The organism is Streptomyces sp. NPDC055749, assembly GCF_053617235.1.
The window spans coordinates 1-20,927 of record NZ_JBSHFH010000083.1 but is presented as its reverse complement, the minus strand read 5'-3'; the positions used below and the strand labels follow the sequence as shown (position 1 = coordinate 20,927).

At 71.0% G+C, this 20,927-nt stretch carries 16 protein-coding genes, 1 pseudogene and 1 riboswitch; of the genes and pseudogenes, 15 read left to right on the top strand and 2 right to left on the bottom strand.

Annotated features, from left to right (window positions below):
* Positions 1-235, bottom strand: a pseudogene (locus tag ACWGO0_RS35400) (hypothetical protein); the annotation flags it as partial.
* 117 nt (positions 236-352) lie between these two features.
* Positions 353-1,210 (bottom strand): DUF4352 domain-containing protein, encoded by an 858-nt coding sequence (locus ACWGO0_RS35395; protein ID WP_453544265.1) that lies wholly within the window; start codon positions 1,208-1,210, stop codon positions 353-355.
* 230 nt (positions 1,211-1,440) lie between these two features.
* Here ACWGO0_RS35395 and ACWGO0_RS35390 point away from each other — a divergent pair, with 230 nt between their 5' ends.
* The 15 genes from ACWGO0_RS35390 (at position 1,441) to ACWGO0_RS35320 (ending at position 20,884) form a co-directional block, all read left to right on the top strand.
* Positions 1,441-3,585 carry an N-6 DNA methylase gene (locus ACWGO0_RS35390; RefSeq protein ID WP_453544263.1) on the top strand — a complete coding sequence of 715 codons (2,145 nt, stop codon included), beginning with the start codon at positions 1,441-1,443 and terminating at the stop codon, positions 3,583-3,585.
* A gap of 98 nt (positions 3,586-3,683) precedes the next feature.
* Entirely contained in the window at positions 3,684-4,250 is a 567-nt protein-coding gene (locus tag ACWGO0_RS35385; protein ID WP_453544261.1) for a hypothetical protein, read from the top strand.
* On the top strand, positions 4,247-5,812 hold the full coding sequence (locus ACWGO0_RS35380; protein ID WP_453544259.1) for a protein kinase domain-containing protein: 1,566 nt from the start codon (positions 4,247-4,249) through the stop codon (positions 5,810-5,812). Before ACWGO0_RS35385 ends, ACWGO0_RS35380 begins: the two co-directional genes overlap by 4 nt.
* A 174-nt stretch (positions 5,813-5,986) precedes the next feature.
* The gene (locus ACWGO0_RS35375) at positions 5,987-6,643 is read left to right on the top strand and encodes a SurA N-terminal domain-containing protein (RefSeq protein ID WP_453544257.1); all 657 of its coding nucleotides are present in this window, start codon (positions 5,987-5,989) and stop codon (positions 6,641-6,643) included.
* Positions 6,644-6,691: 48 nt separating this feature from the next.
* Positions 6,692-7,666, top strand: a complete 975-nt coding sequence (locus ACWGO0_RS35370) for a nucleoside triphosphate pyrophosphohydrolase (protein WP_453544255.1) — start codon at positions 6,692-6,694, stop codon at positions 7,664-7,666.
* Positions 7,667-7,728: 62 nt separating this feature from the next.
* Complete coding sequence (locus ACWGO0_RS35365) at positions 7,729-10,032, top strand: tetratricopeptide repeat protein (protein WP_453544253.1); 2,304 nt, start codon at positions 7,729-7,731, stop codon at positions 10,030-10,032.
* On the top strand, positions 10,029-11,417 hold the full coding sequence (locus ACWGO0_RS35360) for a cytochrome P450 family protein (RefSeq protein WP_453544251.1): 1,389 nt from the start codon (positions 10,029-10,031) through the stop codon (positions 11,415-11,417). The genes ACWGO0_RS35365 and ACWGO0_RS35360 overlap by 4 nt, the downstream gene beginning before the upstream one ends.
* A gap of 119 nt (positions 11,418-11,536) precedes the next feature.
* Positions 11,537-12,508, top strand: coding sequence for a transglycosylase family protein (locus tag ACWGO0_RS35355; RefSeq protein ID WP_453544249.1), 972 nt, complete (start codon positions 11,537-11,539; stop codon positions 12,506-12,508).
* A gap of 290 nt (positions 12,509-12,798) precedes the next feature.
* A riboswitch (cyclic di-AMP (ydaO/yuaA leader) is annotated at positions 12,799-12,970 on the top strand.
* 3 nt (positions 12,971-12,973) lie between these two features.
* The gene (locus tag ACWGO0_RS35350; protein ID WP_453544247.1) at positions 12,974-13,684 is read left to right on the top strand and encodes a transglycosylase family protein; all 711 of its coding nucleotides are present in this window, start codon (positions 12,974-12,976) and stop codon (positions 13,682-13,684) included.
* A gap of 318 nt (positions 13,685-14,002) precedes the next feature.
* Complete coding sequence (gene eno / locus ACWGO0_RS35345; RefSeq protein WP_453544245.1) at positions 14,003-15,283, top strand: phosphopyruvate hydratase; 1,281 nt, start codon at positions 14,003-14,005, stop codon at positions 15,281-15,283.
* A 140-nt stretch (positions 15,284-15,423) separates the two neighbouring features.
* The gene (locus ACWGO0_RS35340) at positions 15,424-15,894 is read left to right on the top strand and encodes an FtsB family cell division protein (protein WP_453544243.1); all 471 of its coding nucleotides are present in this window, start codon (positions 15,424-15,426) and stop codon (positions 15,892-15,894) included.
* A gap of 54 nt (positions 15,895-15,948) precedes the next feature.
* Positions 15,949-16,479, top strand: coding sequence for a DUF501 domain-containing protein (locus tag ACWGO0_RS35335; RefSeq protein ID WP_453544241.1), 531 nt, complete (start codon positions 15,949-15,951; stop codon positions 16,477-16,479).
* A 41-nt stretch (positions 16,480-16,520) separates the two neighbouring features.
* Positions 16,521-17,462, top strand: coding sequence for a Ppx/GppA phosphatase family protein (locus tag ACWGO0_RS35330; RefSeq protein ID WP_453544239.1), 942 nt, complete (start codon positions 16,521-16,523; stop codon positions 17,460-17,462).
* Between the two features lie 427 nt (positions 17,463-17,889).
* On the top strand, positions 17,890-19,275 hold the full coding sequence (locus ACWGO0_RS35325; protein WP_453544237.1) for an NAD(P)/FAD-dependent oxidoreductase: 1,386 nt from the start codon (positions 17,890-17,892) through the stop codon (positions 19,273-19,275).
* A 304-nt stretch (positions 19,276-19,579) separates the two neighbouring features.
* Complete coding sequence (locus tag ACWGO0_RS35320; RefSeq protein WP_453544235.1) at positions 19,580-20,884, top strand: class I SAM-dependent methyltransferase; 1,305 nt, start codon at positions 19,580-19,582, stop codon at positions 20,882-20,884.
* The last annotated feature ends 43 nt before the right edge of the window (positions 20,885-20,927 follow it).

Here is a 20,927-nt window from a genome sequence, read left to right as displayed (position 1 = left end):
CGTCGGCGGCGACGAACACCTGGACCGGGCCGTCCGCCGACTCCGTCGTCACGGCCAGCCGTACGGACGTGGCGGCCCGGGTCGCGGCTATCGCCTTGTTGGTGACCTCGGGAGCCGTCAGCCCGGCGAACGGGGCCTGCGATCCGGTGTCTTCCGGGAACGGGCCGCAGGCGGCGAGGTGGAGGACCGCGACGGTGCAGAGAGCGGCTGCGGCGGTGCGGGCTACGAGGCGCATGGTGCGGGCTCCGGGGCGAGGGTCATGGGTGGATCGGGGCTAGGGCCGGGGCTAGGGCCGGGGCTCGGGCCGGGGGAGCGGGCGTGGGCACGGGTGCCCTGTGTGCGGGGGCCGGTGTCAGAGCTTCAGGTCCCACTGGCTCGCGTCCCAGTCGAAGCCGGGGCTGACCTCGACGGTCAGGTTCTTGGCGTCCGCCGGGGCGTCGAAGGCGAACTGCACCGTGATCTTCTTGCCCGGCAGCACCGTGCCGGAGAAGCCCGCGCCGACCTTGCCGTCGAAGATCTGCTCGGCGTTCACGCCGTCCTGGCCGGCTCGGGCGTCGACGCCGACGAGCGTCGCGTCGAACTTCTCCTTGGTCTTGTTCTCGACGACCACGGAGACCTTGTAGGCGCGGTTGCCCTTGGTGTGACCCGCGGCGTACGCGTCCGGGGTGTACGCGGCGGCGTTGCTGACGGTGATCTCCAGGCCGTCGTCGTACACGGCGGTGTCCCGCTCCTCCAGGGCTTCGCCCTTGGGCTCCTCCTCGCCCGCCGCGTCGTCCGTGGCGGCGCCGTCGGTCTTCTCCGGCGCCGGCTCGTCCTTCGCCCCGCCCTTGGCCCCGTCCGGCTTCGCCGACGCCGAGCTGCCCGAGACCGACTTGTTGAGCTCGTCCACCGCGTCGTCCACGGCCTTGAAGGTGATGACCGCCCCGACCACCGACAGGATCAGCGCGAGCAGGCCGAGCACGGCACCGAAGGTGGTGACGCCCTTGTTGGTGGCCTCGCCGCGCTTCACCCGGCCACGTCCGGACAGGCCCAGGATCAGGGCGATGAGGCCGAGGATGCCCGCAAGCCAGAAGAAGAAGGGGATCAGGCCGGAGACGGCCCCGATGATGCCGAGGACGAGGGCCGCGGTGCCCAGGCCGTTACGGGCGGGCCGGGTGCCCGGTACCTGGTCGGGGGCGAACGGCTGCTGGGGCTGCGTGAACTGGGACATGGGTGTGCCCTCCGGCAAGAACAGGGATGAGTGGTGAGCGGTTCTGCACGTCGCTTGTACGCGGCGACTGGGTCAATCAGACCAGAGCCTGTGAACCGAGTCAACACGATTCACGGAGAATTGGTTCATCCACACTGTGAAGTGGTGCCGTGCGAGTGAGTCGGTATGCTCGCCGACACAGCTCTTGGGCAGCAGGGCAGCAGGGCGGTAGGTCAGCAGGGAGGCAGCACGTGCCGGAGAACACGACAGAGGTGACCGCGGCCGGGATCGCCCGGCTCGCGGGGGTGGGGCGCGCGGCCGTCAGCAACTGGCGCCGCCGCCACGCCGACTTCCCCAAACCGGTCGGCGGCACCGAGACGAGCCCCTCCTTCGCCCTCGTCGAGGTCGAGGAGTGGCTGCGCGACCAGGGGAAGCTCGCCGAAGTCCCGCTGCGCGAGCGCCTCTGGCAGCAGTTGTCCGGTCACCCGGCCGGTGCCGTGACCGCCCTCGTCCACACCGGCTGCGCCCTCCTGCTCGTACGCGACAGGCCCACCGCCTGGCTGGAGATCAGCGCGGTCTCGGACGAGCGGATGGCCGGTGTGCTGCCGGTGGCCCTGGACGACGTACTCACCGCGCGCTTCGGACCGGACACCGGGCGGGCCGTTCACACCCCCGGTGCAGCGGAGCTGCTGCCCTCCGTCCCGCTGCTGCGCGCCGCCGCCGAACTCGCCGCCGAAACCGGCGCCCGGCAGTGCTTCGAGTTCTTGTTCGGCCGCCAGCTCGACGCCAACCCGCGTCAGTACACGCTCACTCCGCCCGGCCTCGCCGAACTGATGGCCGACCTCGCGGAACCGTGGCAGGAGGCGGACAAGCAGCCGGGCAAGCAGCCCGCCCGTACCGTCCTGGACCCCGCCGCCGGAACCGGCGCCCTGCTGCGCGCCGTCGGCCGGCCCACGGCCCTGTACGCCCAGGAGGCCGACCCCGACCTCGCCGCGCTCACGGCGCTCCGTCTCGCGCTCCAGTCCGAGAGTTCACGGGCCGACGCGCCCGCGCTCGACGTACGCACCGGCGACACCCTGCGCGCCGACGCCTTCCCGCAGCTCGCGGCCGACACCGTGCTCTGCCACCCGCCGTTCAACGAGCGCAACTGGGGGCATGACGAGCTGGCCTACGACCCGCGCTGGGAGTACGGCTTCCCCGCCCGTACCGAATCCGAACTCGCCTGGGTCCAGCACGCGCTGGCCCACCTCCGCGAGGGCGGCACCGCCGTCCTGCTGATGCCCCCGGCCGCCGCGTCCCGCCGCTCCGGCCGACGCATCCGCGCCGACCTGCTGCGCCGCGGCGCACTCCGCGCCGTCATCGCGCTCCCGGCCGGGGCCGCGCCCCCGTACGGCATCCCGCTCCACCTCTGGGTCCTGCGCAAGCCGGGCAGCGGCATGCGCCCCGCGCCCGAACTCCTGCTCGTCGACACGGCGGAGCCCGCCGAAGCGGCCTCCGGACCGGGCGGCGCACAGACGGGCGGGGGCCGTGACCGGCTCGACTGGCCGGCCGTGCGGAACGCCGTACTCGACGCCTGGCAGTCCTTCAGCCTGCCGGACCACGCCACATCTACGGAGACCACCCGCCCCGGTCTCAGCCGCGCGGTCCCCGTCATCGAGCTCCTGGACGACGACGTCGACCTCGCCCCGGCCCGGCACCTTCCGCGCCCCGCGGCCGGCGGCGGAGCGGCCGAACTGACCGGCGTACGGGAGCGGCTGGCCGACACCCTCCGCCTCACCGCACGCCTCACCCCGCCGCCCGCCGACCTCTCGGACCCGGCCCACTGGCCCCTCACCACCGTCGGCGAACTCGCCCGCGCGGGCGCCCTCCAGCTGCGCACCGGGGGACCGGGCAGCGGAACCGCCCCCGTCCTCACGGAACACGACGTCCTGGGAGGTACGCCGCCGAGCGGTACGCCCACCGCCCCTGCCGCACAGCCCGAAGGCCCCGCCGACGAGGCCCTCCTCCTCCAGCCCGGCGATGTCGTCGTCCCCGTACTCGGCGGCGGCTCGGTCGCCCGGGTCGTCGACGACGCCACCGCGGGCGCAGCCCTCGGCCGCAATCTCCAGCTGCTGCGGCCCGATCCGGCCGCCCTGGACCCCTGGTTCCTCGCAGGTTTCCTGCGCGGCACCGCCAACAACCGGCAGGCAAGCAGCTACGCGTCCACCGCCACCCGGCTCGATGCCCGGCGGCTCCAGCTGCCGAGGCTGCCGCTGGCCGAACAGCAGCGGTACGGGGAGCGGTTCCGGCAGCTCGCCGCTTTCGAGGAGGCGCTGCGGACGGCGGGGCGGCTCGGCGGGCTCCTGGTGCAGGGGATGTACGACGGTCTGGCGGACGGTTCGGTCGCCCCGAAGTGATCTGAACCACAACGGTTGTGCACAACCCCGGACCGGCTGTCGGTGTCGGTGTATACGCTCACTGCACACGTCCGACATACGCCTTCCAGGAGCGTCACATGCACGGCTACGGCTATCCGCCGGAGCAGCCACCGAAGCGTCGCCCGTCCTCGGGAGTGCTGACGGCGCTGCGGGTGCTTTTCGTGGCGCTCACCGTGCTGAGCTGTGGACTCCTGGGCTGGGGCGCGATGCTGCGGCTCGCGATCGTCACCCGCAAAGGGCGTGACTGGGCCCTGCTCGCCCTCGTGTTCGCGCTCAACACCGGGCTCTTCGCGTTCATGATCGTCATGCCGGAGGATCCCGAGCAGACGAGCGACGCCGAGGCGTTCATCGGCGTCTCCTGGATATTCGGCGTGATGATCGGCGTGGTGGCCTATTACCTGTACGCGGAGATACACCACTACGGCCCCGACGGGCCCTACGGCACCCCGCGTCCGCCGATGCCGCACTCCCAGCCGCAGCCGCCGTACGGCGGGTACGGCTACCCGCCCGCCGCACCCCAGCCCGTACATACGCCTCCGCCCGTACACACCCCTCCGCCCGCCGCGCCCCAGCGTCTCGACCAGGTCCGCGCCGAGCTCGACGAGCTGAGCGACTACCTCCGTAAGGAGGGCGAGGGCCGGTGACCGGACGCGTCATCGCCGGGCGGTACGAGCTGGCGACGATCCTCGGCCAGGGAGGCATGGGACAGGTGTGGACGGCGTACGACCAGCGGCTCGACCGCCGGGTGGCCGTGAAGCTGCTGCGCCCCGACCGGGTGGCCGGGCCCACCGGCAGCGACGCCGCCGACGAGCTGCGCCGCCGCTTCGTCCGCGAGTGCCGGGTCACCGCCCAGGTCGACCACCCCGGCCTCGTCACCGTCCACGACGCGGGCAACGACGGCGACGACCTGTACCTCGTCATGCAGTACGTCGAGGGCGCCGACCTCGCCGACCATCTCGCCGAACACGACCCGTACCCCTGGCCCTGGGCCGTCGCGGTCGCCGCGCAGCTCTGCGCCGTGCTGTCCGCCGTGCACGCCGTGCCGATCGTCCACCGCGACCTCAAGCCCCGCAACGTGATGGTCCGGCCGGACGGCACCGTCACCGTGCTCGACCTGGGTGTCGCCTCCGTCCTGGACACGGACACGACCCGTCTCACGCACACCGGCTCACCGATCGGCTCCCCGGCCTACATGGCCCCCGAGCAGGCGATGGGCGGCGCCGTGGGCCCGTACACCGATCTCTACGCCCTCGGCGTCCTCCTCCACGAACTCCTCAGCGGGGACGTCCCCTTCGCGGGCTCCACCGCGCTCGGCGTCCTGCACCGCCACCTCTACGAACCTCCGCTGCCGGTCCGCCATCTCAGGTCCGAGGTCCCGGCGCAGCTCGAAGCGCTCGTCCTGCGGCTGCTCGCCAAGGACCCGCAGGCCCGGCCCGCCTCCGCCCAGGAGGTGTACGAGACGCTCGCGCCGCTGCTGCCCGCTCGTGGCGCACCGGCAGGGCCGCTCGACCCGACCAGGCCCTTCCTGCGACCGCACGCCCCGTGGCCCGACCGCGCCGCCGCCCAGGCAGCCCCCACCCCCGTACCGCACCCGTCCGTACCGAATGCCCACGCCGGCCACCCGGCGCCCGCGCGCCCGGATGTCGCGCGGGCCGTCGACGAGGTGAAGCAGCTCCTCGTCGAGGGGCGGATCACCCAGGCCGTGGACATTCTCGGGGGCATCCTCCCGGCCGCCGCGGCCGAACACGGGGAACACTCACCGGTCGTCCGTATCCTGCGCAAGCAGTACGCGGCCACGCTGATGGACGACGGTCAGTACCGCCGTGCCCTGCCCGAGCTGCGCCGCCTCGCCGACGACCGTACGGCCGATGCGGGCCCTGCCGACGTCCAGACCCTCCAGTTCCGTTACGACGCGGCGCAGTGCCTGGAACAACTGGGCGAGCCCGCCGCCGCACTCGCCGAGTACCGCGCGGTCCTTCCGTACTACGAGAACGCGTACGGGGCGGTCACCGCCGACCCCGGCCGCGCCTTCGACATCCGGCACCGCATCGGCCATCTGCTGCTCGCGGTCGGTGATCACGCGGCGGGACGCGGGCAGTTGCAGACGCTCCTGTACGACGCGGAGCGTGCCTACGGACCGCATCACCCGCTCCCCGTGGAACTGCGCAGGCAACTGGAGCACCAGCAGGACGTCCGCGGCGGCTGACTGAGGAGTCCCCGAGCGGTCGAACATGTGCCCTGAAGGGGCCGCCGGAGCACCGCATCCCCAACTCCTCCCGAATCGTTGGTCGAATCAGTGGCCCCAGCCACATCAACTGCCTAACATCGATCACCGCAAGGCTTTGTGCACTGATGCACAATCTCTCCCCGGGAGGCTCCTTTGCACCGCCGCCGTCGCACCGCGCTCTCCGTCTCAGCCGCCCTGCTCGCCGGGGTGCCGTTCCTCTCCGCCTGCGGGAGCGAGGCCCACCCGGGCTCCGCCGCCCTGGTCGGCGGGGACCGCATCGAGGTGTCCACGCTCCAGGCGCAGGTGGCGGACGTGCGCAGCGCGCAGGAGAGCTCGGCACAGTCCGCGCAGCTGGTGAAGAGCTCCGGGCAGCTCAGCCGGGCCAAACTGCACGGGATGATCTTCGGACGGATCCTGGACCGGGCCTCGAAGGACGCCGGGGTGACGGTCAGCCGCAAGGAGGTCCAGGAGATGCGCCTGGCGGCCGCCGCCCAGTCCGGCGGTGACAAACAGCTCCAGGCGATGATGCTCCAGCAGCGCTGGGTCGCGCCCGACCAGATCGAGAACGATCTGCGCCGGGAGGTCCAGCTGCCCAAGCTGGCGCAGGCGCTCGGTGCCGACCTGTCGTCCCCGGAGGGCCAGAAGGTCGTCGGCGAGGCGCTCGCCAAGGCGTCGAAGGCGCTCGACATCGACGTCAATCCGCGCTTCGGCGTCTGGGACGACGAGCAGATCCAGCTCGGCAACTACAAGGCCCCGTGGATCACCCAGGTCACCGAGTTCGAGCAGCCGGCCCCCGAGGCGGGCGCCTGATCCGGGGGCCACGCCGGGACGGTCGCGGACCGGGGTAGGTTTCGATGTGTGAACGCTGAAGCCCCCGGCGACCCCGGCCGTATCGTCCTGCTCACCGCCAGCCACCGGGTGGCGCCCGGACTGCTGTCCTGGCCCGCCTGGCAGACCCTGCACGCGGCGGACCGGGTGCTGTGCGGCGAGAGCCTGCATCCGCAGCTGCCGTATCTGCGCGAGGCGGGTGTCACGGTCGAGCACGGTGTGCCCTCCGCGCAGGAACTCGTCGACGACTGCGTGGGCGGCCGGACCGTCGTGGTGCTGGTGGGCGGCGAGGGGAACCAGCCGCTGACCGACGGCCTCGCCCGCCTCGGCGGCTCAGGACGGGTGCAGATGCCGGACCTGGAACTGCTGCCGGGTTCGTACGACCTGCCGGGCGCCCGGCTGCTCGATCTGGTCCAGGTCATGGACCGGATCAGGCTCGAATGCCCGTGGTCCTCGCAGCAGACGCACAAGGGCCTCGCCAAGTACGGCATCGAGGAGGCGTACGAGCTCGTCGAGGCGATCGAGGACGGCGACCGGGACGAACTGCGCGAGGAGTTGGGGGACGTACTCCTCCAGGTCGTCTTCCACGCCCGGATCGCGCAGGAGGACCCGGACGAGCCGTTCGACCTCGACGACGTCGCCGCCGGGCTCGTGGAGAAGCTGATCCACCGCCACCCGCACGTCTTCGGTGACGAGAGCGCCGAGACCCCCGAGGACGTCCACGCGCACTGGCAGCGCACCAAGGCGATCGAGAAGCAGCGCGACTCGGTCACGGAAGGCGTCCCGCTCGGCCAGCCCGGACTTGCTCTGGCCGCCAAGCTGGGCAGCAGGGTCCGCGGCGCCGGACTCGCCGTCGCGCTCCCCGCGGGCGACTCCATCGGATACGAACTCCTCGCCCTCGCCGTACGGGCCGAACAGGACGGCACCGACCCGGAGGCGGCCCTGCGCGCGGCGGCCCGTACCTACCGTGACGCGATCCTGGCGGCGGAGGCCGACGCCCGTTAGTACGGTGGCTCCAGGGCCGGTCGAGGTGTGGGGGACAGGGCGTGAACGGGGAGTTCGAATCGTTGGCCGAAGCCTTGCTGGAGGCGTTGGCCGACGACAGTCGTAGTGACCACCTCTTCGGTGTCTACGAGGAATCGCGTCCGGGGGTCGCCGAGGCGCTACGGCTGCGCAGGGTTCTGGACGAGATGCGGTTGTCCGGTGGCGTCGACCAGAGGTGGCGTCGCGACCTGGTCCGCCGGCTCGCCGATGTGGCGGCGGTGGACCCGGACGCGGTGTCGGAACTGCGGACGTTCTTCCCGAGCGCCGAGCGGGACCGGGAGGCGGTCCGGCCTCCGCCCCCGCCGCAGCCCTCGTCCCAGGGAGCCCGGGTGCACAACTCCGCCCGGGGCGGCACCTTCACCGGTCCGGTTCAGGGCAGCGGGGTCCAGCACAACTACTACGGTCCTGGCGCGTACGCCCCGCTGCCCGACGTGGCCCACTGGCCGAGGCTCGGGCAGGCCGCCCCGATCGCCCTTGGCGTCCGGCGCACCCGCCGCCTGCCCGACGAGCCGACCCTCCCGCCCTACATCACGCGCGACTGCGACGAACGCCTGGGCGCCCTGGTCCGGGCGGCGGCCGGGCCTGGCGGGCTGGTGCTCGTGACGGGCGCGCCGATGTCGGGGAAGACCAGGACGGCGTGGGCGGCGCTGTTCAGCAACATGGCCGGCACGACGAGGATCTACGCGCCCCCGCCAGGCGCGGACCTGCGCGGGCTGCCCGCCGTGCTGCGCGGCCGGGGCGACGAGACCTGCGTCCTGTGGCTCGACGACCTGGAGGGGCACCTCGGCGAGAACGGCCTGTCGGCGCCCGTCCTCGCCGAACTCGTCCAGCAGCACACGGTCGTGATCGCCACGATGGCCGACGAGGCGTACGACGCCCACCGCTTCGGTGTCTCCGCGAGCGCACGGTTGCTCAGTGGCGTGGATTCGGTCGAGCTGAACCGCGACTGGACCGCGACGGAGTGGGTGCGGTTCACGAAGAGCGCCGGCGACCTCCGGCTGCGTGGCGCACGCTTCGGGCGCGGGGCGACGGGCATCACCGAGTACCTCGCCATCGGTCCGGAACTCGGTGACTTGTGGCGTCGCGCGCTGCGCGCGAAAGGCCGGCGTCGCGGGCACCTCCTGGTGCGCGCGACGATCGACCTCGCCCGGTGCGGGGTCCACGGCCCGATTGCGGTGGATGTGCTCCGCAGGGCAGCGACCCACCAGGTCTACGGGGGCTGGCCCTTGGGCGAGGGGGAGACGTTCGAGGCAGCGCTCGCCTGGGCGGCGGAAATCCGTCTCGGGGTGACGGGGATGCTCGTGCCGGGCCGGGATTTCGAGACCTGGCTGGCCTACGGTTCACTGGTCGCGGATGTGGAGGATCAGGGGCCGGAAGCCCCACCCGTACCTCTGGGGCTGTGGGCGTACGCGCTCGAAGCGGTTGGGGACGACGACGAGAAGCGGACCGCGGTCGTCACCAGGGCCCGCCAGTACCTGACCCCGCGGGCGGACGGAGATCAGCGCACCCTGATGACGCTCGGATCGCTCGAACGGGCGGTCGGCGAAACGCAGGCCGCCGAGTCCTGGTTCCGCAAGGCCGCGGACGTGGGCAGCGCCGAGGGGGCGGGCGAGGTGGGACGGTTGCTCGCCGCACGGGGCGCCGAGGCCGAGGCGATCCCGTACCTGGAGACGGCCGCCGCGGCGGGCGATGTCACCTCGCAGCGGGTGCTCGGCACCGTACTCGGAGATCGGGCCAGGTACTGGCTGACCCGGGCCGCGGAGGCGGGGAACGGCGAAGCGGCGTGCCGGCTCGGCCACCTGCTCCTGGGGTCGGGCCAGGCGCACGAGGCGATGCGGTGGTACCGCACAGCCGCCGACAACGGGTACGAGGAAGTCGCGAGGACCCTCGGCAACCTGTTCCACGACTGGCAGGAACTGGACGAAGCGGAGATCTGGTACCGCAGAGCCATCGCCAACGGTGACACCGGGGCGTCGAACAATCTGGCACTGCTCCTGGAGGAGCGGGACGGTCCGGCCGATGAGATCGAACGGCTCTACCGGACGGGGGCCGAGGCGGGAGACATCAGCGCGCCGGTCAACCTGGGCTCCCTCCTCAAGGCGCGCGGCCAACTGGACGAGGCCCGGCGCTGGCTGGCGAAGGGCCATGAGCTGCGCAACTACGACGGCGCCTACGCGCTGGCCGAACTGGAACGGGAACAGGGCAACACGGCGGCGGCGGAGGAGTGGTTCGGCAAGGCGCTGGAGCTGGGGCACCACGCAGCCGAGCGGGCTCTCGCCGAGCTGCGGTCGGAGGGCGGGGAGGCGGCGGCTAACGTCGAGGGGTGAACGACAGCCCCGCCGAAAGCTCCTCCCCGGCCCCCGCCGAGGGCTCCTCCCCGGCCTCCGCCGACACCCCCACCCCGCCCCCCTCCGGCTGCCCCGTAGGCCACGCGGCCGGGTCCCCCACGCCCGCCGCCCCCGAGCTCTTCACGTGGGAGTTCGCCACCGACCCGTACCCCGCCTACGCCTGGCTGCGCGAGCACAGCCCCGTACACCGGACGACGCTGCCCAGCGGGGTCGAGGCATGGCTCGTGACCCGGTACGCGGACGCCAAGCAGGCACTCGCCGACACCCGGCTGTCCAAGAACCCGGCCCACCACGCCGGGTCCGCGCACGCCAAGGGGAGGACGGGCATCCCGGGGGAGCGCAAGGCGGAGCTGATGACGCACCTGCTGAACATCGACCCGCCCGACCACACCCGTCTGCGCCGCCTCGTCTCCAAGGCGTTCACCCCGCGCCGGGTCGCCGAGTTCGCGCCGCGCGTGCAGGAGCTGACGGACCGCCTCATCGACAACTTCATCGCGGACGGGAAGGCGGACCTCATCCACGACTTCGCCTTCCCGCTGCCCATCTACGCGATCTGCGACCTGCTCGGGGTCCCGCCGGAGGACCAGGACGACTTCCGCGACTGGGCGGGCATGATGATCCGGCACGGCGGCGGCCCGCGCGGCGGGGTGGCCAGGTCCGTGAAGAAGATGCGTGGCTACCTCGCCGAACTGATCCACCGTAAACGGGAGAATCCGGGCGACGACCTGATCTCGGGTCTCATCCGGGCCAGCGACCACGGCGAGCACCTCACCGAGAACGAGGCCGCCGCGATGGCGTTCATCCTTCTCTTCGCCGGTTTCGAGACAACGGTCAACCTCATCGGCAACGGTACGTACGCCCTGCTGCGCAACCCCGGCGAGCGGGAGCGGCTCCAGCGCTCGCTCGAAGCGGGCGAGAGCGGCCTCCTGGCCACGGGCATCGAGGAACTGCTGCGCTACGACGGCCCGGTGGAGCTCGCCACCTGGCGGTACGCGACGGAGCCGGTCACGCTCGGCGGGCAGGACATCGCCGTCGGGGACCCCGTGCTGGTCGTCCTCGCGGCCGCCGACCGTGACCCGGAGCGCTTCCCTGATCCGGACACGCTGGACCTCGCACGGAGTGACAATCAGCACGTGGGATACGGGCACGGCATCCACTACTGCGTGGGGGCGCCGCTCGCCCGCCTGGAGGGACAGACCGCGCTGGCAACGCTCCTGAGGCGCCTTCCTGACCTGCGTCTTGCGGTGGAACCTACCGATTTGCGGTGGCGTGGCGGGCTCATCATGCGCGGACTGCGCACGCTTCCGGTGGAGTTCGCCCCCGGTCAGCCGGCCAAGCAAGGTGACACTCCGTCAACTCTGTGACTTTCACGTGATCTCCGCTGCATCGACTTGTGACACACGTTCGAGTCCCGCTAGGTTCACCGTTCACCACAGCAGTCACATAACAGCAGTCACTTGTCAGTCACACGGAAGGCAATCCCATGGGCTCCGCGAACGGCAGACACCGTCGCCCTCGCCAGGCACCCGCCATCGTTGTCGCCGCAGGCGTGACGGGATCGGCCATCGCCATCCCGCTGCTCGGTGCGACCGGTGCGCACGCCGCCGACGCCTCGACCTGGGACCGGGTCGCCGAGTGCGAGAGCGGCGGCATGTGGAGTGCGGACCTGGGCAACGGCTACTACGGCGGCCTGCAGTTCTCCCAGGACACCTGGTCCGCGTACGGCGGCTCGGCGTACGCGGCCCGTGCCGACCTCGCCAGCCGCTCGCAGCAGATAGCGGTCGCGGAGAAGGTCCTGGAGGACCAGGGCCCGCAGGCGTGGCCGAGCTGCGCGGTGATTTCCGGGCTCGCGCTGGACGGCGCCCTGCCGGGTGTCGACCCGGGCGGCGTTCCCTCCGCCGAACCTTCGGACGGGCTGTTCCCGTCCGAGGATCCGTCGGGCGAAGCCACGGATGAAGCGGCGGACGAAGCGAACAACAAGGACGAAGCCGATAAGTCCGGCAAGCCCGGCAAGGGTGACGCGACGGACGGCACGGCGGAATCCGGGGACTCCGGCTCGTCCGCCTCTCCCGCACCGTCCACCACGCCGTCTCCCGATGCGTCCGACGCCCCTGCGGGCACGGACGAGGGCGGCGGCAAGCACCGCGGCACGCCGGCCCCCGAGGCGACCCAGGACGCGGACAAGGGCAACGGGCGCGACTCCGGCGGCCGACACGCCTCGCGCGGCGACGGCGAGGCCCGTGACGCGGGTACGGCGAGCCCCGACGGCGACTACACCGTGCGGCCCGGCGACAACCTCTGGGCGATTGCTGACGCACAGAAGGTTCCCGGCGGCTGGACCGAGCTCTACGAGGCCAACAAGGGCGCGCTCGGCTCGGACCCCGACCTCATCCTTCCCGGCCAGAGCCTCGATCTGGGACAGCAGGGCGGCGCGGAGAGCTCCAAGCGCAACTGATCCAATTCGGGAAAACGCCCCAAAATCGGGGGTAGTTCAGGGACCTATGTCCACTTATGCGTAAGTGAGACATGGGTCTCTTTGCTTCAACTGGCGTGTCGCGTCCGGCTGTCCCGCCCGCGCCCCTTCCGACCTGCGGAAACGTTCATTCCGCTGAGGCAAGTAAGGCACGAATGGCCGGTATGTCCCTCTTTGAATGTCGGGGTTGCCTATGTTTACGGTCGGAACCGCTCGCACCGCGGGCCCCGTCGACCGTCACGCCGAATCCTGCCGTCGGTCGAAGGGAACAGACGCGTAAAGCGCCGTAGGCAGGAGCGGGGGACCCAGGTAAGCGCCGGGCCCGATCGTCGAGAGACGACCGAGGACCGGCTTGGGGTGAAGTCGCACGCAAGGACGTGCGGCCGGGCAACTCACTTGGCCCGAACCCGACAGCTCACCTCGTAGGCGTCGGTGAGGAGAAGCTCCATGCTGTTTTCCAGCAAGGCCAAGCACCGCCGCCCGTCCAAGGCCGTCCGTGTCGCCACGCTCGCCGGTGTCGCCGGTGCCGCTGTCGCCGTCCCGCTGATGGGTGCGACCGGCGCCTCCGCCGCCTCCGTCTCCACGTGGGACGCCGTCGCCCAGTGCGAGTCCGGTGGCAACTGGTCCATCAACACCGGAAACGGCTACTACGGCGGTCTGCAGTTCTCGCAGTCCAGCTGGGCCGCCGCCGGTGGTACGCAGTACGCGTCCCGCGCCGACCTGGCCAGCAAGTCGCAGCAGATCGCCACCGCCGAGAAGCTTCTCGACATGCAGGGCCCGGGCGCCTGGGCCTGTGCCGGTGCCGGCAACCTCACCAACGACGGTGTGGACCCGGGCGTCGACACCTCCTCGGACAACGGCGACGAGCAGCCGCAGCAGCAGGCCCAGCCGGAGCGTCAGGCCGAGCAGCCCACCACGCGCAGCGAGCAGCGCACCGCCCCGAAGACCGAGGCGCCGAAGACCGTCACCACCCCGACCGGCGAGAAGGTCGAGAAGGGTGACGGCGAGTACAAGGTGAAGACCGGCGACACCCTGAGCAAGATCGCCGAGAAGCACGACGTCAAGGGCGGCTGGGAGAAGCTGTTCGACCTGAACGACGACATCGTCAAGGACGCCGACCTGATCTTCCCGGGCCAGCAGCTCCACCTGACGAAGTAATACCTGGGATTCTCCTCCCCCCGGGAGGGTGTCCGGCGGCATCCCTCCCCGCTCTGCTCCCCGACCCGGTGCGCTCTCCCCCGTGCGCGCCGGGTCGGGGTCTTTTCCGCACGCGTGTGTGACGTTGATCGTTTCAAGTGTTGTAGTTACTGGCCAGTAAATTTCTGGCCCTTTGACCGTGAATGCATGCCCTTGGGTCCTTTTTCGTCCCAGGGGACGGGCGCCGGGCGGGCCAACGGGGCCCAGCCGGATAGGCTCGTGCCGCAAGGCCACAGTGACCCTGCACAACCAGTGTCAGATCCCAGAAGGAGATGCCTCGTGCCGTCCATCGACGTCGTCGTAGCCAGGGAAATCCTCGACTCCCGGGGCAACCCCACGGTCGAGGTCGAGGTTGGCCTCGACGACGGCAGCACGGGACGTGCTGCTGTTCCGTCCGGCGCCTCCACCGGTGCGTTCGAGGCCATTGAGCTTCGCGACGGTGACCCCAACCGCTACATGGGCAAGGGCGTGGAGAAGGCCGTCCTCGCCGTCATCGAGCAGATCGGCCCGGAGCTCGTCGGGTACGACGCCACCGAGCAGCGCCTCATCGACCAGGCGATGTTCGACCTCGACGCCACCGAGAACAAGGGCTCGCTCGGCGCGAACGCCATCCTCGGCGTCTCGCTCGCCGTGGCCCACGCCGCCTCGGAAGCGTCCGACCTTCCGCTCTTCCGCTACCTCGGCGGCCCGAACGCGCACCTGCTGCCCGTTCCGATGATGAACATCCTGAACGGCGGCTCGCACGCCGACTCCAACGTGGACATCCAGGAGTTCATGATCGCGCCGATCGGCGCCGAGTCCTTCTCCGAGGCCCTGCGCTGGGGTGCGGAGGTCTACCACACGCTGAAGAAGGTCCTGAAGACCAAGGGCCTGTCCACCGGTCTCGGTGACGAGGGCGGCTTCGCGCCGAACCTGGAGTCCAACCGCGCCGCCCTGGACCTCATCGTCGAGGCCATCAAGGAGGCCGGTTACGTTCCCGGCCGCGACATCGGTCTCGCGCTCGACGTCGCCGCGTCCGAGTTCTACAAGGACGGCAAGTACGAGTTCGAGGGCAAGTCCCGCTCGGCCGCCGAGATGACCGAGTACTACGAGGAGCTCGTCTCCGCGTACCCGCTCGTCTCCATCGAGGACCCGCTGTACGAGGACGACTGGGCCGGCTGGAAGACCATCACCGACAAGATCGGCTCCAAGGTCCAGATCGTCGGTGACGACCTGTTCGTCACCAACCCGGAGCGTCTGGCACGTGGCATCGAGGAGGGCTCGGCCAACGCCCTGCTCGTCAAGGTCAACCAGATCGGTTCGCTGACCGAGACCCTGGACGCCGTCGAGATGGCCCAGCGCAACGGCTTCAAGTGCATGATGTCGCACCGCTCCGGCGAGACCGAGGACGTCACCATCGCCGACCTCGCCGTCGCCGTGAACTGCGGTCAGATCAAGACCGGCGCCCCGGCCCGCTCGGACCGTGTCGCCAAGTACAACCAGCTGCTGCGCATCGAGGAGATCCTCGACGACGCGGCGGTGTACGCGGGCCGCTCGGCGTTCCCGCGCTTCAAGGGCTGATCACCGGCCAGGGCTGATCACCTGAGCCCAACGGCTGATCACCGGCCTTCGCGGGCCGAAGTCACCAGCCTCCGTCCGTCCCCGCACTCGGTCCCGTACCGTGTGCGGGGACGGACGTGTGTAATGGGGAGGCGTGAGACATGGCCGGGAAGGACCGCGACCGGTTCTCCACCGCGACCAGGCTGCGACTGCTCGGTGAGCAGACCGCCGCCCGCGTCTACCGGTCCCAGAACCGGCGCCAGGCCCGCCGCTCGCGGCTCACCGGCCGCGCCGCGTTCCTCGCGCTGGTCGTCTGCTCCCTCGTGGTCGCGCTCGCGTACCCGATGCGGCAGTACGTCTCCCAGCGCGACGAGATCGCCGACCAGGAGCGTCTGTCGCAGGAAGCACGGCAGCGGACCGAGGAGCTGCGCGACGAGAAGGCGCGGCTCAAGGACGACGCGTACATCCGGCGCCTGGCCCGCGAGCACCTTCATTACGTACTTCCGGGGGAGACCGGTTACACCGTGATCGATCCCGACGCGGCCGAGGACCGCCGCGGGGAGCCGGGTACGACGGACCGTGCCTGGCACTCGAACCTCTGGGACGGCGTGGACAACGCCGACCGCGACTGACACGTACCACCCCGCACCACCTGAGAAGCACCTTCGAGCAGAACCAAGGCAGGCATGGAAACCCCCCCTCCGCAGACCGAGTCCACCACGCCCACCGACGCGGACATCGCCGCGTTCCAGCAGCAGCTCGGCCGTCCGCCGCGCGGACTGCGCTCCATCGCGCACCGCTGCCCGTGCGGCAACCCGGACGTGGTCGAGACGCAGCCCCGTCTGGAGGACGGCACGCCGTTCCCGACGACCTTCTATCTGACGTGTCCGCGTGCGGCCTCCGCGATCGGCACGCTGGAGGCCAACGGGGTCATGAAGGAGATGACCGAGCGCCTGCAGACGGACCCGGAGCTGGCCGCCGCGTACCGCGCGGCGCACGAGGACTACATCGCGCGCCGCGACGCCATCGAGGTCCTGGAGGGCTTCCCGAGCGCGGGCGGCATGCCGGACCGGGTCAAGTGCCTGCACGTCCTGGTCGGTCACTCGCTGGCGGCCGGCCCCGGCGTGAACCCGCTGGGCGACGAGGCGATCGCGATGCTGCCGGAGTGGTGGGCCAAGGGTCCCTGCGTGTCGCCGTGCGGCGCCGAAGAGGCCTGACCTCCCGCACCCCCGCGGACACCACGAACCACAGGAGCCCCATGACCCGCGTTGCCGCCATCGACTGCGGTACCAACTCCATCCGCCTGCTCGTCGCCGACGCCGACCCCGCCACGGGGGAGCTCACCGAGCTCGACCGGCGGATGCAGATCGTCCGCCTCGGCCAGGGCGTCGACCGGACCGGACGGCTGGACCCCGAGGCGCTGGAGCGCACCTTCGGGGCCTGCCGCGAGTACGCCGCGGTGATCAAGGAGCTGGGGGCCGAGCGGATCCGCTTCGTCGCCACTTCCGCCTCGCGCGACGCGGAGAACAGCGACGAGTTCGTCCGGGGCGTCCTGGACATCCTGGGCGTCGAGCCCGAGGTCATCAGCGGTGACCAGGAGGCGCAGCTCTCCTTCGACGGCGCCACCAAGGAGCTGGCCGGCAGCGACCACCTGGCGAAGCCGTATCTCGTCGTGGACATCGGCGGCGGCTCCACCGAGTTCGTCGTCGGCGACGACGAGGTCGGTGCCGCCAGGTCCGTGGACATGGGCTGTGTACGGATGACCGAACGTCACCTCGTGCAGGACGGCACCGTCGTCGATCCGCCCACCCCCGCCCGGATCGCCGCGATCCGCGCGGACATCGGCGCCGCGCTGGACCTCGTCGAGGAGACCGTCCCGATCGCCGGGGCCGCCACGCTCGTCGGCCTGGCCGGCACGGTCACCACGGTGGCCGCGATCGCGCTGGAACTCGACGAGTACGACCCCGAGGCGATCCACCACTCCCGGGTCTCCTTCGAGCAGGTCCGGGAGATCACCCGGCGGCTGACCGGCTCCACGCACGAGGAGCGCGCCGCGATCCCCGCGATGCACCCGGGACGGGTCGATGTGATCGCCTCCGGGGCGCTGATCCTGCTCGCCGTGATGGAGCGGACCGGCGCTCGCGAGGTCGTCGTCAGCGAGCACGACATTCTGGACGGAATCGCGCTCTCGGTGGCGTAGCGGCGGCCACCTCTGACGCTCGCTCAAACGCACTCCGGCCTGCACCTCTGAGCCGCTCAGGGGTGCTCGTGAGGCCGCTTCGGGGGGCCGGCACGACGAAGTTCGTGAACTTCTTCACAAGGAATTCGGCCCGGTTGGGTGCCGTTCGGCCCATCGGGGGCCGCAACGGCTGCCCGGCGGCTACCCCGGCGCGGATCCGGGCAGGTTCCGCGCATGTTGCGCGCGTGTGAAACAGAGCCGTGGTTCAGCCGCTGCGAAGGCACAAGGGCCAGCTCACAAGCGGTGAACAACGTCCGCTGGGGCACCGTGGTTCCCCTCCGGCCCCATGACCTGGGTCACGTGGGCGGCGGAGTGTAGCAGAGGGGCGCGGATAGCTTGTGAAGGGGCTCACGAGCAGGTGCCCCGAGGGGGGTGGATACTCGATGGCATGAGCACCACGGAGCGTCCCAGGATCCTCGTAGTAGGTGGCGGGTACGTAGGCCTGTACGCAGCTCGACGCATCCTCAAGAAGATGCGTTACGCGGAAGCGACCGTCACGGTCGTCGACCCGCGCTCGTACATGACGTACCAGCCCTTCCTCCCCGAAGCTGCCGCCGGCAGCATCTCCCCTCGGCATGTCGTCGTCCCGCTGCGACGCGTCCTGCCGAAGGCCGAGGTGCTCACCGGTCGCGTCACCACGATTGACCAGGACCGCAAGGTCGCCACGGTCGCGCCGCTCGTCGGCGAGGCCTACGAGCTGCCTTTCGACTACCTCGTCATCGCGATGGGCGCGGTCTCCCGTACCTTCCCGATCCCCGGCCTCGCCGAGCAGGGCATCGGCATGAAGGGCATCGAGGAGTCGATCGGCCTGCGCAACCACGTCCTCGAACAGCTGGACAAGGCTGACTCGACGACCGATGAGGACGTCCGCCGCAAGGCGCTCACGTTCGTCTTCGTGGGCGGCGGCTTCGCCGGTGCGGAGACCATCGGTGAGGTCGAGGACATGGCCCGGGACGCTTCGAAGTACTACACCAACGTGAAGCGCGAGGACATGCGCTTCATCCTGGTCGACGCCGCCGACAAGATCCTTCCCGAGGTCGGCCCGAAGCTGGGCGCGTACGGCAAGGAGCACCTCGAGGGCCGCGGTGTGGAGATCTACCTCTCCACCTCGATGGACTCGTGCGTCGACGGTCACGTCGTGCTGAAGAACGGCCTGGAGGTCGACTCCAGCACCATCGTGTGGACGGCCGGCGTGAAGCCGAACCCGGCGCTGGCCCGCTTCGGTCTGCCGCTCGGCCCGCGTGGTCACGTCGACACCTCCGAGAAGCTCCAGGTGCAGGGCACCGACTACATCTGGGCCGCGGGCGACAACGCCCAGGTCCCGGACCTCGTCGGCCGCAAGGCCGGCAACCCGAACGCCTGGTGCCCGCCGAACGCCCAGCACGCGCTGCGTCAGGCCAAGGTCCTCGGCGACAACGTCATCTCCGGGATGCGCGGCTTCCCGCAGAGCGACTACAGCCACGCCAACAAGGGTGCTGTCGCCGGTCTCGGCCTGCACAAGGGCGTCGCGATGATCGTCATCGGCAAGGTGAAGATCAAGCTCAAGGGCCGTCTCGCCTGGTACATGCACCGTGGCTACCACGGCATGGCGATGCCGACCTGGAACCGCAAGATCCGGATCTTCGCCGACTGGACCCTCGCGATGTTCCTCAAGCGCGAGGTCGTCTCGCTCGGCGCCATGGAGACGCCGCGCGAGGAGTTCTACGAGGCCGCCAAGCCGGCCCCGGCTCCGGCCGCCGCCAAGTCCGAGGGTGAGAAGGCCAAGGCCTCCTGACCCGGCGCCCCACCGTTCCACGCCCGAAGGGGCCGTCCGCCATCCGTGGTGCGGACGGCCCCTTCGGCGTATCCCGGCCCGCCCGGCTCCCGGTGTCCATGGATGGCGGTGACCGGTCCGGCGACGGATAGATGCGGTGCGCATGTATTTTGCCGTTCCATTGCGCGGTAGCGGGATGGGTTGCGCTGCGAGCACTGTTGACCGAGGTGTACCTCGTCGCGATCCCGAGGTGTCGTGACGCGGTTTTAGGCATGTTTGTGGAAATTTGGGCATGTTGGGAAACACCACCACGGAGGTGTGCGCCATGGCAGACGCCGCATCGCGGCTGACCGCTCTCGCCGAAGAGTTGCTGGGAGAACCCCTACCGGTCCGCATCCGGGCCTGGGACGGCAGCGAGTCCGGGCCGCCGGACGCCCCCGTCCTCGTGATCCGCAACCGCCGGGCCCTGCGCCGGCTGCTCTGGAAACCGGGCGAACTGGGCCTGGCCCGCGCCTGGGTGGCCGGCGAGATCGACGTCGAAGGGGACCTCTACGAGGTCCTGGACCGGCTCGCCGCACTGCTCTGGGAGCGCGGCGCCGACGCGAAGGACTCCGTCCACCCCGTCCGCGACCCGAAGGTCCGCGCCTTCGCCCGCGGCCTCGTCCAGGTGGCCGGACCCTGGCCGCCGCCGGCCCCGCCCGTCGAGGAGGTACGCCGCCGCACCGGCCCGCTGCACACCAAGCGCCGCGACAAGGAGGCCATCAGCCACCACTACGACGTGGGCAATGACTTCTACGAACTGGTCCTCGGCCCGTCCATGGTCTACTCCTGCGCCTACTGGGAGGACGGCGGGAACCTGGAGGACGCCCAGCGCGACAAGCTCGGCCTGGTCTGCCGCAAGCTCGGGCTGAAGGAGGGCGACCGCCTCCTGGACGTGGGCTGCGGCTGGGGCTCGATGGCCATCCACGCCGCCCGTGAGTACGGCGCCCTGGTCACCGGCGTGACCCTCTCCACCGAACAGGCCGCCTACGCCCGCAAGCGCATCGCCGAAGAGGGCCTCACCGACCGCATCGAGATCCGGGTCCAGGACTACCGGGACGTCAGGGACGGCCCGTACGACGCGATCTCCTCGATCGGGATGGCCGAGCACGTCGGCACGGTCCGCTTCCGTGAGTACGCCGACCACCTCTACGCACTCCTCAAGCCCGGCGGCCGGCTGCTCAACCACCAGATCGCCCGCCGCCCCGAGAAGGACGAGTCCGCCTATCGCATCGACGAGTTCATCGACGCCTACGTCTTCCCCGACGGCGAACTCGCGCCGGTCGGCCGGACCGTGGCCACCCTGGAGGAGGCCGGATTCGAGGCCCGGGACGTCGAGGCGATCCGGGAGCACTACGCGCTCACCCTGCGCCTGTGGGTCGCCAACCTGGAGCGGCACTGGCCGGCGGCCGTACGGGCCACCTCGCCCGGCCGGGCGAGGGTCTGGCGGCTCTACATGGCCGCTTCCGCCCTCTCCTTCGAGCGCAACAGGATCGGTGTCAACCAGATCCTCGCGGTGCGCCCCGAGGAGGCAGGGGCCGCCCGCGTGCCGCTGCGCACCCGCGACTGGAGGGCCACCGCGGCAGGCTGAGCGGGGACGTACGAGAGGCCGGTGCCCGCACACTGCGGACACC

Excerpts from the sequence above, each read along its gene's own strand:
- ACWGO0_RS35395 (WP_453544265.1), bottom strand. The coding sequence starts at position 1,210 with ATGTCCCAGTTCACGCAGCCCCAGCAGCCGTTCGCCCCCGACCAGGTA.
- ACWGO0_RS35385 (WP_453544261.1), top strand. The coding sequence starts at position 3,684 with ATGCACGGCTACGGCTATCCGCCGGAGCAGCCACCGAAGCGTCGCCCG.
- ACWGO0_RS35355 (WP_453544249.1), top strand. The coding sequence starts at position 11,537 with ATGGGCTCCGCGAACGGCAGACACCGTCGCCCTCGCCAGGCACCCGCC.
- ACWGO0_RS35350 (WP_453544247.1), top strand. The coding sequence starts at position 12,974 with ATGCTGTTTTCCAGCAAGGCCAAGCACCGCCGCCCGTCCAAGGCCGTC.
- ACWGO0_RS35340 (WP_453544243.1), top strand. The coding sequence starts at position 15,424 with ATGGCCGGGAAGGACCGCGACCGGTTCTCCACCGCGACCAGGCTGCGA.
- ACWGO0_RS35335 (WP_453544241.1), top strand. The coding sequence starts at position 15,949 with ATGGAAACCCCCCCTCCGCAGACCGAGTCCACCACGCCCACCGACGCG.
- ACWGO0_RS35330 (WP_453544239.1), top strand. The coding sequence starts at position 16,521 with ATGACCCGCGTTGCCGCCATCGACTGCGGTACCAACTCCATCCGCCTG.
- ACWGO0_RS35325 (WP_453544237.1), top strand. The coding sequence starts at position 17,890 with ATGAGCACCACGGAGCGTCCCAGGATCCTCGTAGTAGGTGGCGGGTAC.
- ACWGO0_RS35320 (WP_453544235.1), top strand. The coding sequence starts at position 19,580 with ATGGCAGACGCCGCATCGCGGCTGACCGCTCTCGCCGAAGAGTTGCTG.